The organism is Arthrobacter sp. 147(2020) (assembly GCF_013116715.1).
GTDB lineage: Bacteria > Actinomycetota > Actinomycetes > Actinomycetales > Micrococcaceae > Arthrobacter_D.
The window spans coordinates 149,129-162,925 of the sequence record NZ_JABFOM010000002.1; the positions used below are offsets into that span (position 1 = coordinate 149,129).

Below are 13,797 nucleotides of genomic sequence, written 5' to 3' on the forward strand. Positions count from 1 at the left end.
TTCCTGGACATCACTCTAAACCCTCAAATAGCGTCTGAGAGTAAGAAGTGATGACACTCCGGCAAGAACTCCACCCAACAAAATGAGAAGTGGGGCCAAGAGAAGCACCTCCGACGAGGAAATAAATGCGGTTTCCGGATACATTTCAGCGAGCACGCCATTGAGGGCGAAGTGGGCGACGGCCCACAGGGTAACAGTGGCCAACAGCCCACCAATCACCGCCGCAATCACCCCCTCCAGGACAAACGGAAGCTGGATGACTGCCTTGCTGGCACCCACCAGCCGCATGATTCCGGTCTCGCGGCGTCGGCTAAACGCCGAAAGCCGAATAGTAGTTGCCACCAGCAACACAGCACAGAGCAGCATTACGCCGGCTATGGTCAAGGCGATTGCCGACGCTACATTCATGTAGGTGAAAAGCCGTTCCAGCAATTCCCTTTGGTCGCTGACCACATCAACGCCGGGCGTCGAGGAAAAGGCTTCGTTGATGACCTCATACTTCTCGGGGTCCACCAGATTGACCCTGAAAGATTCGGGCAGCTGATCCGCGGTGACCGAATCCACGATCGGTGAATTGGCAAACTGATCCTGGAAATGGCCGAGGGCCTCTTCCTGCGATTCGTATTCGACAGTCGAGACGTACTCACTAAAAGAGGCCGATTCGAGGGTCGCTTTGATGTCCTCACGCTGGTCATCGGTGACCGGGCCGGCGGCGCAGCTCGGAGAGGTGGAGTTATCCACGCAGAGGAACACGGCAACCTGAACGCGGTCGTACCAGTAGCCCTTCATCTGGTTGATCTGCAGTTGCAGGAGGCCTGCCGCTCCCACGAAGGTCAGGGAAATAAAGGTGACGAGGATAATCGACACGACCATGGCAAGGTTCCGGCGCAGTCCGGATCCCAGCTCGCCGAGGACGAAAGCGAACCTCATTGCGCTGACACCCCGGTCTCGCCGACATAGATGCCCTGGGCGTCGTCGCGCACTACCGACCCGTTGCGGAGCTCGACCACGCGCTTGCGCATCGTATTCACAATGTCGTCGTCGTGGGTGGCCATCACCACTGTGGTGCCGTTGGAGTTGATCTTGTCCAACACCTTCATAATGCCCATGGATGTCGTGGGGTCGAGGTTACCCGTGGGCTCATCGGCCAGGAGGATGCCCGGCCGGTTCACGATGGCCCGGGCAATCGCGACGCGTTGCTGTTCGCCACCGGAGAGCTCATGGGGCATCCTGTTGTTCTTGCCTTCCAGTCCCACGGTCTGCAAAACGTCAGGCACTGTCTCCCGGATGACGGCACGGCTCTTTCCGATCACCTGCATGGCGAACGCGACATTGGCGAAAACTGTCTTGTTGGGCAGCAGCCGGAAGTCCTGGAACACGACCCCGATCCCGCGGCGCAGCTTGGGGACGCGCCAGCTGGGAATGTTGGCGACGTTCTGACCGGCGACGTATACGGCACCGTGCGATACCCGGTCCTCCTTGAGCACCAGGCGGATGAACGTGGACTTGCCGGAGCCCGAGGCGCCGACCAGAAAAACGAACTCCCCACGGTCCACTTCGAGGCTGACAGCGTCGAGAGCTGGCCGTGAATTGTTGTCGTAGACCTTGGTGACAGTGTCAAATCTAATCATGACTACTTTGCGCCCATAGGAAGCTGCCAGTGCACGGGCATTTGCTGGGGGGAAGAAGTACCGGCTTCTAGACTATAGCGACGCCGGTGTGCGTTGACTGCTCAACCACACGGTGTGTCGCTTGGTATCGGTCTACTCCGCTGGAGCGCTGCGGTTGTTGGCCCGCCACCGGATTCCGGCGTCGATGAAGTCGTCGATCTCGCCGTCGAACACCGCCGAGGTGTTGCCCACCTCGTGCTCGGTTCGCAGGTCCTTGACCATCTGGTAGGGGTTGAGCACGTAAGAGCGCATCTGGTCCCCCCACGACGCCTTCACATCACCGGCCATCGCCTTCTTCTCAGCGTTTTCCGCCTCCTGCATCTGCAGCAGCAGTCGGGACTGGAGCACCCGCAGTGCCGCGGCACGGTTCTGCAGCTGGGATTTCTCGTTCTGCATCGACACCACAATGCCCGTGGGGATGTGGGTCAGGCGGACCGCCGAGTCGGTGGTGTTCACTGACTGGCCGCCGGGTCCGGAGGACCTGAAGACGTCCACCTTGATCTCGTTGTCGGGGATTTCCACCGAGTCGGTCTGTTCGATGAGCGGGATGACCTCGACGGCTGCGAAGGAGGTCTGCCGGCGTCCCTGGTTGTCGAAGGGGCTGATCCTGACGAGGCGGTGCGTTCCGGCTTCCACGGAGAGGGTGCCGAAGGCGTAGGGCGCCTTCACCTCGAAGGTGGCGGACTTCAGCCCGGCCTCCTCCGCGTAGGAGGTGTCCAGCACCTGGGTGGGGTACCCGTGGCGTTCGGCCCAGCGCAGGTACATGCGCAGCAGCATTTCGGCGAAGTCGGCGGCGTCCACCCCGCCGGCACCGGAGCGGATGCTGACCACCGCTTCCCGCTCGTCGTACTCCCCGGCCAGCAGGGTGACCACCTCGAGCCGATCCAGGGAGGCACTCAACGAGGTGAGTTCCCTGACGGATTCCTCGCGGGAGGCCTCGTCGTCCTCGTCCTGGGCGAGTTCCACCAGGACCTCGAGGTCTTCGATGCGTGAGTGGAGGGTTTCCAGCCGCTCCAGTGCCGACTGCCGGTGGGACAGCCGGGAGGTGATTTTCTGGGCGGCAGCAGGATCGTCCCACAGGTTGGGCTCCCCCGCCTGTTCGCTGAGCTCAGCAATGTCGGTACGGATCGCCTCAACATCGGCGACCTGTTCGATGTTGGCGTACTTGGTGCGGAGCGCGCGGATCTCTGCGGGAAAATCGATGTTTGCCATGATTGATCCAGCCTACAGGGGGCTCAGGTGGGTGCGGGCCATGGCATCGGCGACGACGACAGCCGGGCCCTCACGCATCAGGTACCGCTGATGGTCGGCGCCCGTCCCACGTTGCTCGATCTGGCGCAGCAATCCGTTCACCGTGGCCTCGTCGTCGTACTCCCGCAGGACCGGTTGAACCCGGGTGATCAGCAGGTTGATTGCGTCGGCTGCGTCGCAGAGCCCGCCCGCCACCGGGTTGACGAGCGGGCCCCGAAGCCCGTATCTGCTGGCCGTCCAGCTGGCGGCCCGGAGGTCCGCTGCGGTGGCGACGGGGGCCGGCTCCCCTGTCCGCCACGCCCGTGCCGCGTCTTCGACCAGCGCCCGGGTCAGTGCCGCGATCAGGACGGCGTCGCCCGCGTAGAGGCAGACGTCGCAGACCCTCACCTCCACCGTTGGGTGTTTGCGGGCCAACCGTGCGTCGGTGTACACCATTCCCTCATCAAGGATCACACCGTCGTTGAGACGTGCCTGAATCATCTTCTGGTACGCCCACACCGAGCCGAACGGCTCGTAGGTACCTGAGGTGGGCCAGCGGAGGTTCAAGGGGTACCGGTAGCTGGCATACCCGCTGTCCACGCCGTTCCAGTAGGGCGAATTGGCGCTGAGCGCCAGCAGGATCGGCAGCCAGACCCGGATCCGGTCCAGGACGGCGACCCCCTCCTCGGGGGACTCAATCGACACGTGCACATGGAACCCGCAGGTGAGGTGCTCGGCGAGCGCCAGCCCATAGAGGTCCCGCATCCGTTCATACCGCCCATCGGGGGCCAGCCTGAGCGCCGCCGGGTGGACGCTGGTGGCTAGCGCTGCCACCCTGGCCCCAAACTGGCGGGCAGCACGGTCCGCCTGGCGGCGTCCGCTGTGGATTGCCGCGGCCAGATCCCTCAGTTCGGTGTAGGGCTGGCTGATCACCTCCAGCTGTTGTTGCTGCAGTTCCAGTGACAACTCGCTGGCGTCGTCGTCGGACGCCACCTCGGAAAGAACCAGGGGTGAGAGAGGCGTGGGGCGCCCGGTGTGCTCGTCGAGGAGGAGGAGTTCCTCCTCCACGCCGAAAGTCCTTGCCGGCCGCGTGCCGGTAGGGGTGACATTTGCTGTGGGCACTGCCTCCCCTCCTCTTCTTCGTGCCGGGGGTGCTGGGTGCTGACAAATCGAGAGCTTAGGAAGAAGCGTCCTCAGAACTGGAAAGGGTGTCAAGGGTCGCCGGAATAAGCACCCCGGCCCACCCGTTCCACGGGTATCGATGATCGGGGCGAGAGGGGCAGCATGCTGAAGACTGTGGTGATTGGCGCCGGCCAGGCCGGCCTCTCGGCCGCCTACCATCTGCGACGGCAGGGACTCGAACCCGAAAAGGACTTTGTGGTGCTGGATGCCAATTACGGGCCCGGCGGTGCGTGGCGGCACCGTTGGCCGTCGCTCACCTTCGGCACTGCGCACAACATTCATGACCTGCCGGGTCTCGCCCTCGGCGTACCCGACCCGACCGAACCGGCGTCGGAGGTGGTCAGCCGCTACTACGGCGACTATGAGCGGCAGTTTGAGCTGCCGGTGCACCGCCCGGAGGCGGTCCGGGAAGTCGTGTCCGACTCCCCGGATAGTCCGTTGCGGGTCATCACCGGGTCAGCGACCTGGGACACCGAGCTGATCATCAACGGCACCGGCACCTGGGACCGCCCCTACTGGCCGTACTATCCGGGCCGCGAACTGTTCCTCGGCACCCAGCTCCACACCCACGACTTCCGGTCGGCGGAGGAGTTCACTGGGCTCCACGTGGTGGTAGTGGGCGCCGGGACCTCGGCCGCACAGTTCCTCCTCCAGCTCACCGCGGCGGGCGCCACCACCACCTGGGTCACCCGCCGGCCGCCACTCTTCACCGGACGCGAGTTCAACGCCGAGTGGGGCAGGGAGGTGGAGGCGACCGTCAACGAACGGACGGCGGCTGGCCTTCCCCCGGCCAGCGTGGTCTCGACCACCGGGCTACCGCTGACCCGCCAGTACCAGGACGGGATCGACGCCGGGATCCTGGTCTCGGCCGGTGGGATGCGTTCGGTTACGCCCGAGGGTGTCCTCCTCGACAGCGGGGACGAAGTCCGGGCCGACGTCATCCTGTGGGCCACCGGATTCAGGGCGGCCCTTGACCATCTGGCCCCGTTGAAACTGCGGGAGCCCGGCGGCGGGATCCGGATGGACGGGGTCCACGTGCTCAAGGATCCCCGAGTGCTGTTGGTGGGCTACGGCGCCTCCGCCTCCACCCTGGGAGCCACCCGTGCCGGCAGGGCCGCCGCTATTGCGGCCGTGAAACGGCTCGACACGGTCAACGCTGGTACCTGACGTTTTGCCCTCCGGTTAGAAGATGGCGTTCAGCCCGTTCCAGCCGGTGCCCACCTGCACCCGTGGGAGCCAGGCGCCAGAGCCGTTGCCCGGGTAGAGCCACAGGATGCCCCGTGAATCCCTTGCCAGGAGGTCAGTGGTGCGGTCACCGTTGAAGTCGCCCGGACTCATCAGGGCGGTCATCGAGTTCCAGCTGGTCCCCACCCGGACTCTCGGAAGCCACCGGCCGGCGCCGTTGCCCGGATACAGCCACAGGTAGCCGGTCGCTGATTCCCGGGCCAGAATGTCGGAGCGGCCATCACCGTTGAAGTCTCCCGGGGCGACAATCGCGCTGAACGCGTTCCAGTCACTGCCGACCCGCTGGCGAGGCAACCACCCACCGGCACCGTTCCCCGGGTAGAGCCAGAGGTCGCCGGTAGTCCTCTCGCGGGCGAGGACGTCGACGAACTGGTCGCCAGTGAAGTCGCCCGGCCCGACGATGGAGTTGAACGAGTTCCAGCCGTGGCCGACTCGCACGCGAGGCAGCCATCCCCCAGTGCCGTTCCCCCGGTACAACCAGAGGTATCCGGTGGCTGCTTCACGTGCGAGTACATCGGAGGGACCGTCACCGTTGAAATCGCCTGGAGTTTCGAGTGCGTTCATCGGTCCCCAGTCCACGCCGATGCGGACTCCTCCCCAGGCGGTGCCGTTCCCCTTCCCCCGGTACAGTCGCAGGTCGCCCGTTGAGGTGACGCGGGCCAGAATGTCGTTGTTCCAGTCGCCGTTGAACTCTGCAGTGGATCGCGACAGCGTCGATGCAGGGATGGCCAGCGGGGTAAAGGTGTAGGGCTCGCACGTGAGGTCGTAGTCCCGGGTGTCGTCGTACCACTGGGAAATAAAGACGCGCCCGCCGGAGAAGCTCGGTTGCCGGCAGCGATCAAGTGCTTCGTTGGGGTAGTCCAGCCGGCCGGCGGTCGCCCAGACAGGTACACCCGGCAACCGCCAGGAGCCGGTGATTTCAGCCCATCCTGCCGCGTAGGAGTAGAGACCGTAGGAGAAGCCGGCGTCGCGCAGACCCCTCATCAGCCCCTCGATGACGAGCCGGTTATCCCGCTGCTGGGCTGCCGTGCTGCTGGGCCAGGGCTGGGCGGGCCGGGGTTCGACGTCGATCCAGACGACCGGGGGCCGGAACCCGATCCTGGTCATGCTTGCGACGGCGTATTGCGCTTCGGAGTAGCCCACATTGGAGAGTCGCCCGGCGCGGGTATTGCTGGTCCACGGACCCCGTGAGCCATAGGTGCTCAGCTGACCGGCGGTGGGGTAGCCCGCCATCGCATAGCCATGGGCTTTTTTGTTGTTGGTTTTGGTCCAGTTGACCTGGCTTGCCAGACAAGGGTTCTCGGTGAACGGCAGCCCCCTGGTCAGCCCCACAATCACGAACTGGGTCGAGGTGGGCGGCAGGGGCAAACCGAACCCGCCCTGCGCCGTCGAACACTGGGGCCACGAAATGTCGTGGCCATACAGCGGTGCGGCCTGGGCAGGCGGTGCGACAGTCAGGAAACCGAGCAGGAGCGCGAGTGAGGTCAGCAGGGCAATTGCCATCCGCCGGAGCGAGCGAATCATCACGCAGACCACCTCATCCAACCGGCACCATTTTACCGCCGCTGAAGAAATAAAGAGCCTGCTCAAAGGCACCAATCTCAGTCAGGTCTAACGGGTCAGCTCGGACCTGGCATCAGCTGTCACGACGATCGGAATACCCTCCGGAACAAGGAAATTCACCACCGGAGGGTGTACTACGGCGGTGAGCACCACCCTTGCCGTGCGGTTATCCGGGGCTCCTGTCGCCGGGTCGACCGACAACCCGTTGAAGCGTGCTCCAGCACCGGTCAGTTCCAGGTAATTCTGCACCGAGGTACGCACCGTACCCGAGTCAAGTTCCGGCAGCGGAGCCGTGGCATCCGGTGCCGGCTCAGCCAGCCCGAACGTATCCGCGGCGCTCAAAGCCGCCCCATCAGCAACCGATAAAAGCTTCTGCCGATCAAGGTAGACCGCCGACGCTGCCAACACCACCGTGAGCGTCAGTAGGGACAGCAGAACGTAGCCGATCACCATCACCATAATCTGCCCTTCCTCACCAGCCGGTGATGCGCGGCGATATCTGGGATGAGGAGGAAATCCGCTCACCGGTAACGCTCCACGAGCTGGGTTGCTGACGCGTCGACAACGATCGCCGAACCGTTCGCACCGCTTCCCGAAGGCATCAGGGGCAGCCCTACGTCAAGCCGAACCTCGACGGTCACACCCGACCCGGGTGCCAGACACTCACTCAAACACCGGATCTGAACCTCCGCTGCAGCTGCATCGAACCCGAAATCATCCAGCACCAACAGCGCCGCCTGCTGTGCACCCGCAGCTGCATCCGGCACTGATTCCTCGCTCACATAAACCTTTGCAGCCTGATCCGCCGCACCAACGACGGCGAAGGACCCGGCCTGGAGCTGGGAGAGCGTCAGGACGAAGTAGACAACTGGCACCAGGAGCAGCAGCCCGAGGAAGACGAACTCCACCACCGCACTTCCGGATTCCCGACTATTGGTCCGCTGAAGCGTTCGAAAGCGCAGCATGTCCTGTCACCTCCAACACCCCGGCAGGACCGATGAGCCCGATCACCGGTAACGGTGCACGCACCGTCACGGCCAACATCGACACACCGTCCCGATCGATCTCCTCCACCGAGATGTTCTCCGCATAGGCCCCATTCAGGGCGCTGGAAAGAATGATCCCCGTACGTGCGGCCGCGTCATCGGCGGAGCGGTCGGCGAGTGCGCCGTAGCGTGCCCCAGCGGACGCGGCGTCGATGAGAGTGTTGCGGACATGAAGGACCAAAGTCAGCTGCAGGACCGCGATGAAGATGACCGTGAGGAGGCCCCCCACCAAGGCGAAATCCACCACCGCGGCCCCACGCTCGGGTCCCTCAGCAGCCCCAGTGCGATTGGCGTGCCGCCACCCCGGCCCGGAGTCCATCCGGCGGATCTCCGCGATGCCCGATACTTCAGGGACTGACGCGACTGATCGCGTCGTTGAACAGGTTCTCCAGGGCCGGGCCAGCAAGGGCAAGCAACGCTGCCACCAGCACTGCTGACATCAGCGTGATCATGACCCAGCCGGGTACGTCACCGCGCTCGGGCGGATCGTCATCGGTGCCACGCACTCCGTGAACCAAACGGGTCAGGGTGAGAGCAACGATGAGGTGAAGGGCTGGAAGGATCCGATGGATGGGCGGGTGCGGTTTCATTCTGTACCTCTTCCGGTCGACTTCAGTTGATTTGCTGTGGATCACAACCCCAGGCTGATCAGTGCGATGCCCGGGTAAACGGCGAAAAGCACCGTCAGGGGAAGCACGCCAAACACCAGGGGAATCATCATGGCGATTTCCTTCTTTCCGGCGGATTCCATCAGTTCCCGCTTGGACACATCGCGGACGTCCTGGGCCTGAGCCCTGAGGACATCCGCCAAGGGTGTGCCGCGCTGAACTGCCACCGAAACCCCATCGACAAACCGCACCAGCGGTGTGAGTCTGGTCCGGTTGGAGAACTGCTGCAGGGCTGCGATAAGTGGGGTCCCAGCCCTGGTTTCCGCGAGGACCCGTTCGAACTCCCGCGCCAGCTCCCCATGTGCGGTACGGCAGATTCGCTCCAACGCCCCCGTTGCACTCTCGCCCGCGCTTACCGCCAGGGCCATCAGCTCGGCCAGGCTGGGAAACTCAGCGAGCATCCTGGCCTCACGCCGTTTGATCTGCACGGACAACACGTAGTCCCTTAGTAGGTACCCACCGGCTGTGCATCCGCCGACGGCTAGCGCAGCCGGGAACGTGCCGACGGCACCCGAGAGGGTCATCATTACAGCGACACCCGCGGAGAGGATGAAGGCAACCGCCGCCCAGAGAATTTGCTCAGCCCGAAAGTCGACGACCCTTTGGTCCTTGCCCGCCTGGGCCAGCCGTTTTGCCAACATGGTCGATGCCGGATTGAACCGACCGAGCCAGGCGACGACGTCGTTCACCACAGGGCGAGCAATGCGCTCAATGGGACCAAAGGGAGTCAAGAGCGCCGGAGCTCCATCCAACAAACGGGAACGCACCTCGACGGACTTCAGTTGAGGCGCCACCCGGTCGACAAACCGCGTCGTCCGCATCACCGGAACTCTCACCAGGACCAGCCACAGACCGACACCCAGTACACAACCGGCGAGCGCTGCGAGCGCATGGGTGTCCATCACCGGAGCACCCTCTCGTCCTGAGGCAACGCACCGATGCGAAGCATGATCCGGTAGCAGACCACCGAAATGACCAGTCCCCCAAGAAGAACTGCTGCTCCCGTCGGAGTGTTGTACGCCCTGACCGCCTCAGGCCGGGTTGCAAGGAGCATCAGAACCAGCCAGGGCGCGGCCACCGCCAGACGGGCTGCATTGATGGTCCACGATTGGCGCGCCTCAAGCTCACTTCTCGTCCGGGCGCTGTCCCGCAGGAAGTCGGCCAATGTGCCGAGGAGCCGGCCAAGATCCGAGCCACCCACTTCACGCGTCATCCGCAAAGCTTCGATGATGCGGTCGGCCACCGGATCCGCGAGTCTGGTCTTCAACCGACCGAGCGCATCATCGAACCGAGCTCCTGCGCGGTAATCAGCGCCGAATGCGGAGAATGCCTGGCGTAGCTCGACCGGGCCCTTGTCGCCCAGCTGGGTGATCGCTTCCGGTAGCGACAACCCAGCCCGGATCGCCGATCGCAGGTGGTCAACAACGTCGGGCCACAGCTCCCGAAGCGCCGCCGCGCGCCGGTGCGCCCTCCACCTGACGACGCCCGTGGGAAGGAACGCCGCAAACAGTGAAAAGCAGGCCGCAATAGGCGGAGACCCGGTAAGAACAAAGATTGTGAGAAAGCACAGCACCCCTATCCCCGCTGAGGATGCCATCAGGCCCCCTACTGAAACCTTCTCGATCCCGGCGCGGAGGAGAAGTTCCTCGACCCGTCCGACCTGTTGAATAGTCGGCCTGCTCCGCCGCGGTTCGGTCCAGCAAGACCACCAGAAGAGGTACAGCCCCGCCCCGAGTGCAGCCCCAATCGCCGCCGTCATGTGACTGGTTCCAATAGTCGTGACACCTGGAAACCCGCGCTGGCGAACTTCTCCTCGGCGGGCATGGCCGAGGCCGTGACGACGAGGTCTCCTTCGACCCTCCGGAAGACAGACGAGGACTCGATGATGCCGTTCTCCACACGTCGCCCAAGGCACAGGATTTCGGTGATCCACCGCCGTCCGTCCCGGACGCGTTCGCAATGGACAACCAGATCGATGCAGGACGCAACGGTCGGCACAACGAAGGCACTGGAAATGTTGTCGCCAGCGAGCAGCGGGAGCGTGCAAATCTTCGTCACCGCATCGTGGGCACTATTGGCATGGACGCTACACATGCCGGGCAATCCCGAATTAAGCGCAACAAGCATGTCCAGACTTTCGGCTTCACGTACCTCGCCGACGATCAGCCGATCGGGACGCATCCGCAGGGCCTCCTTGACCAGCCTCCGCAGCGGAATCTCGCCCTGACCCTCCAGATTCGGCGGACGGCACTGCATCCCCACCACATCCCTGAGTGGCAGCTTCAGCTCAAAGATCTCCTCCACGGTAACCACCCGCTCCCGCGACCCGATGCTCGAGCCGAGACAGTTCAGCAGTGTGGTCTTTCCTGCCTGGGTGGCACCCGAAACAAGGATGTTCAACCCACTCGCGACCGCTGCATCCAGGAAGCGGGCGGCCTGCGGGGTCAGGGTACCCAGCTCGACCAGATGGTCCAGCCGGGTGGCCTTCGCGATGAACTTGCGAATGTTCACCGACCAGTGGCGCCGGGTGACGTCCGGAATGACCACGTGCAGTCGGGAACCATCGGGCAATGCCGCATCCACAAAGGGTGATGAAAGATCCAGCCGCCTGCCGGAGGACTTCAGCATTCGCTCCACCAGGTCATGGATCTGTTGCTCTGCAAGGACCAGGGAGGTCAACTCCGACTCGCCAGACCTCGCCACGTAGATCTCCGACGGGGAGTTGATCCACAGCTCTTCGACCGTTGGATCGTCCAGCAGCGGCTGCAGGGCACCGAAACCCGCGACAGCGTCAAAGACATGCTTCCGCGCCAGGTCCAGCTGTCCCAGTTGCGGGAGCGTCCCGACCACTGAACGCTCGTCGTAGTCATTTACGGCAGCCTCCACCAGGCTCAGCACCTCACCGCTTTGGCGGCTCGGATCAAGACCACGGCGGCGAATCAGCTCGCGCACCTCGTCCTCGATAATCCGAACGGCGTCCATAGGACTCCCTGATGTCAGAGCGCACCGACCCTTCGGCCGGAACGCCTGAGACCGTGGCTGGTACCGGTGAATTCGTCCTAGGGTAGGGGAATCCACGATCCGTGCCTAGCCTCCACAACACCTTGTGTGGATAACTCTTTACTCCCAGGTAACACCCGTACCTGTAGTAACATCCATCACAGTCAGCTATTCTCGAAGGGACGACGCCCTCCTCTCGCCTTGGGCTCGCATTACCCGGAGAAATTCTGTGACTCACTCTCGTGCCTCCACTGTCCTTGCCGCCGTCCTCCTCACCGCAGCGATGGCCGCCGGAACAATGCCCGCCATCGCCGCGCCGCAGCCCGTCCCTCCGGCACCCGCCATCGCGGAACCAGCCGAATCCGTACCGGTCGAATCTGCGCCCACGGACCCGACCGGCACCAGCACTGTGCCAGTCGACACAACGGTTCCAGTCCCTGCCGCCACGGACCCGGCTGAACCAGCCGCCGTCGATCCGGCAACAGTCCCTGAACCAGCTGAACCAGCTGAGACGACAGAAGCGGTCGAACCCGCAGCAAAGGCGCCGGAGGAACTCACCGCCGCCGAGCTCGCCGCGGACCCCGAAGCGCTCGCCAAGCTGATCGGCCCCCATGGCGCCACCCTCGGCCAGGGCGTCGAAAGGATCGCTGAATCCGGCAACCCACAGGTCCCCACCGCCCGGGAGCTCCAGGACCAGAAGGAACTGAGCGACGCACCCGCTGCTGCGGCTGACCCGTCGGTCAACCTGTGGCGCCCCCAGGGCATCCTGGGCATTGACGTCAGCAGCCATCAGGGCAACGTCAACTGGGCGGCAGCCTGGAACCAGGGTTCACGGTTCGCCTACACCAAGGCCACCGAAGCCCTGAGCTACAAGAACCCCAACTACAACCAGCAGTACACGGGGTCGGCAAACGTCGGAATGGTCCGCGGTGCCTACCACTTCGCCATCCCCAGCATCTCCACCGGGGCGGCACAGGCCAACTACTTCATCAACAACGGCGGCGGGTGGACCGCCGATGGCAGGACTCTCCCACCCCTGCTCGACGTCGAGTACAACCCCTATTCCTCGCTCGGGAACGATTGCTACAACATGAGCGCCACCGCGATGGTCAACTGGATCCGGGACTTCTCCAACACCATGTTGAACCGGACCGGCCGCGTCCCCATGATCTACACCACCACCGACTGGTGGAACCGCTGCACCGGCAACTCCACCGCGTTCGCTGACCACCCGCTGCACATTGCCAACTACAACAATGTGGGTGCCGGAAGGTTGCCTGCCGGCTGGAACACGTACAGCCTCTGGCAGTACACCCACGAGGGCCCGGTAGTGGGCGACTGGAACGTCTGGAACGGCACCTCCGCGGCACTGGCCAACTTCGCCCGCAACTCTGCCCCGGTGGTAGCAGCACCTCGCCCCACGGGTCCGTCCATCCGCTCGTCCGCCGATGTCATCGCCATCGACAGTGCCGGCCGGCTCTTCAACTACCCCGGCACCGGGAACGGGTCTGTCTCCTCGAAGGTGCAGATCGGTCACGGCTGGTCCAACACCCGAACCATCCACTCGGTGGACTGGAACGGCGACGGCGTCATCGACATCCTCGCGCAGTGGGCCAACGGCCGTCTGACCGTCTACCTGGGCCGGACCACTGGCGGCTTTTACCCAGCGCAGGTCCTGGCCACGTCGGGTTGGGGCGGCATGAAAATGACAGTCGGCCCGTGGCTCCGCGGTGCCCGACCCACCATCATCGGCACCCGTTCCGACGGCACCCTTCACTACTGGCCGCAGAATAACAATGGCACCCTGATGTCGCCCCGCAAGATCGGCCACGGCTTCGGCTCCATGTCGGTGGTGATGACCGACTTCGACGGCGACGGACGCCAGGACCTGCTGGCCCGCAACACCGCCTCCAAGCTGGCACTGTACCGGGGGGTGGGCACCGGCGGATTCCAGTATGAGACCCGGCGCCTGGTCGGCACCGGCTGGCACACCACCCACACCATGGACAGTGTCTCGGGTTTCGCTGGCACGGGAAGCCGGGGCATCATCGCCAAACGCCACGATGGGACGCTTCACTACTACCCCATCAGGACCGGGGGCGTCTGGGGCACCTGGGCCCAGTTCGGCCACGGCTGGTCGACGCTGACCGTCGCCGGGACCCGGCTGCACTAGGCCTCCCCACCAACCACAAC

General features: G+C 64.2%; 14 protein-coding genes. 2 read left to right on the forward strand and 12 right to left on the reverse strand.

Annotation, left to right across the window (positions count from 1 at the left end):
• Window positions 1–15: 15 nt before the first annotated feature.
• From ftsX to HMI58_RS02965, 4 genes are all read right to left on the reverse strand, one after another.
• Window positions 16–930 carry a permease-like cell division protein FtsX gene (gene ftsX / locus HMI58_RS02950; RefSeq protein ID WP_171618089.1) on the reverse strand — a complete coding sequence of 305 codons (915 nt, stop codon included), beginning with the start codon at window positions 928–930 and terminating at the stop codon, window positions 16–18.
• Window positions 927–1,631 (reverse strand): cell division ATP-binding protein FtsE, encoded by a 705-nt coding sequence (gene ftsE / locus HMI58_RS02955; RefSeq protein ID WP_171618090.1) that lies wholly within the window; start codon window positions 1,629–1,631, stop codon window positions 927–929. The genes ftsX and ftsE overlap by 4 nt, the downstream gene beginning before the upstream one ends.
• A gap of 132 nt (window positions 1,632–1,763) precedes the next feature.
• Window positions 1,764–2,882 (reverse strand): peptide chain release factor 2, encoded by a 1,119-nt coding sequence (gene prfB, locus HMI58_RS02960; RefSeq protein ID WP_171584146.1) that lies wholly within the window; start codon window positions 2,880–2,882, stop codon window positions 1,764–1,766.
• Between the two features lie 12 nt (window positions 2,883–2,894).
• Complete coding sequence (locus HMI58_RS02965) at window positions 2,895–4,022, reverse strand: glutamate--cysteine ligase (protein WP_171618091.1); 1,128 nt, start codon at window positions 4,020–4,022, stop codon at window positions 2,895–2,897.
• Window positions 4,023–4,184: 162 nt separating this feature from the next.
• Here HMI58_RS02965 and HMI58_RS02970 point away from each other — a divergent pair, with 162 nt between their 5' ends.
• Window positions 4,185–5,249 (forward strand): NAD(P)-binding domain-containing protein, encoded by a 1,065-nt coding sequence (locus tag HMI58_RS02970; RefSeq protein ID WP_171618092.1) that lies wholly within the window; start codon window positions 4,185–4,187, stop codon window positions 5,247–5,249.
• A gap of 15 nt (window positions 5,250–5,264) precedes the next feature.
• Here the strand turns inward: HMI58_RS02970 and HMI58_RS02975 are convergent, their stop codons facing one another.
• From HMI58_RS02975 to HMI58_RS03010, 8 genes are all read right to left on the reverse strand, one after another.
• Window positions 5,265–6,851 (reverse strand): FG-GAP-like repeat-containing protein, encoded by a 1,587-nt coding sequence (locus HMI58_RS02975; RefSeq protein WP_171618164.1) that lies wholly within the window; start codon window positions 6,849–6,851, stop codon window positions 5,265–5,267.
• 87 nt (window positions 6,852–6,938) lie between these two features.
• On the reverse strand, window positions 6,939–7,349 hold the full coding sequence (locus HMI58_RS02980; protein ID WP_171584143.1) for a pilus assembly protein TadG-related protein: 411 nt from the start codon (window positions 7,347–7,349) through the stop codon (window positions 6,939–6,941).
• Window positions 7,350–7,411: 62 nt separating this feature from the next.
• Complete coding sequence (locus tag HMI58_RS02985; protein WP_171618093.1) at window positions 7,412–7,855, reverse strand: hypothetical protein; 444 nt, start codon at window positions 7,853–7,855, stop codon at window positions 7,412–7,414.
• Window positions 7,821–8,255 carry a TadE family protein gene (locus HMI58_RS02990; RefSeq protein ID WP_171618094.1) on the reverse strand — a complete coding sequence of 145 codons (435 nt, stop codon included), beginning with the start codon at window positions 8,253–8,255 and terminating at the stop codon, window positions 7,821–7,823. Before HMI58_RS02990 ends, HMI58_RS02985 begins: the two co-directional genes overlap by 35 nt.
• A 28-nt stretch (window positions 8,256–8,283) precedes the next feature.
• Window positions 8,284–8,526 (reverse strand): hypothetical protein, encoded by a 243-nt coding sequence (locus HMI58_RS02995; RefSeq protein WP_171618095.1) that lies wholly within the window; start codon window positions 8,524–8,526, stop codon window positions 8,284–8,286.
• Between the two features lie 41 nt (window positions 8,527–8,567).
• Window positions 8,568–9,506, reverse strand: coding sequence for a type II secretion system F family protein (locus HMI58_RS03000; protein WP_171618096.1), 939 nt, complete (start codon window positions 9,504–9,506; stop codon window positions 8,568–8,570).
• Complete coding sequence (locus tag HMI58_RS03005) at window positions 9,506–10,363, reverse strand: type II secretion system F family protein (RefSeq protein ID WP_171618097.1); 858 nt, start codon at window positions 10,361–10,363, stop codon at window positions 9,506–9,508. Before HMI58_RS03005 ends, HMI58_RS03000 begins: the two co-directional genes overlap by 1 nt.
• On the reverse strand, window positions 10,360–11,586 hold the full coding sequence (locus HMI58_RS03010; protein WP_171618098.1) for an ATPase, T2SS/T4P/T4SS family: 1,227 nt from the start codon (window positions 11,584–11,586) through the stop codon (window positions 10,360–10,362). The genes HMI58_RS03005 and HMI58_RS03010 overlap by 4 nt, the downstream gene beginning before the upstream one ends.
• Before the next feature lie 247 nt (window positions 11,587–11,833).
• Between HMI58_RS03010 and HMI58_RS03015 the strand changes: the two genes are divergently transcribed.
• The gene (locus tag HMI58_RS03015; protein ID WP_171618099.1) at window positions 11,834–13,777 is read left to right on the forward strand and encodes a GH25 family lysozyme; all 1,944 of its coding nucleotides are present in this window, start codon (window positions 11,834–11,836) and stop codon (window positions 13,775–13,777) included.
• Window positions 13,778–13,797: the final 20 nt, after the last annotated feature.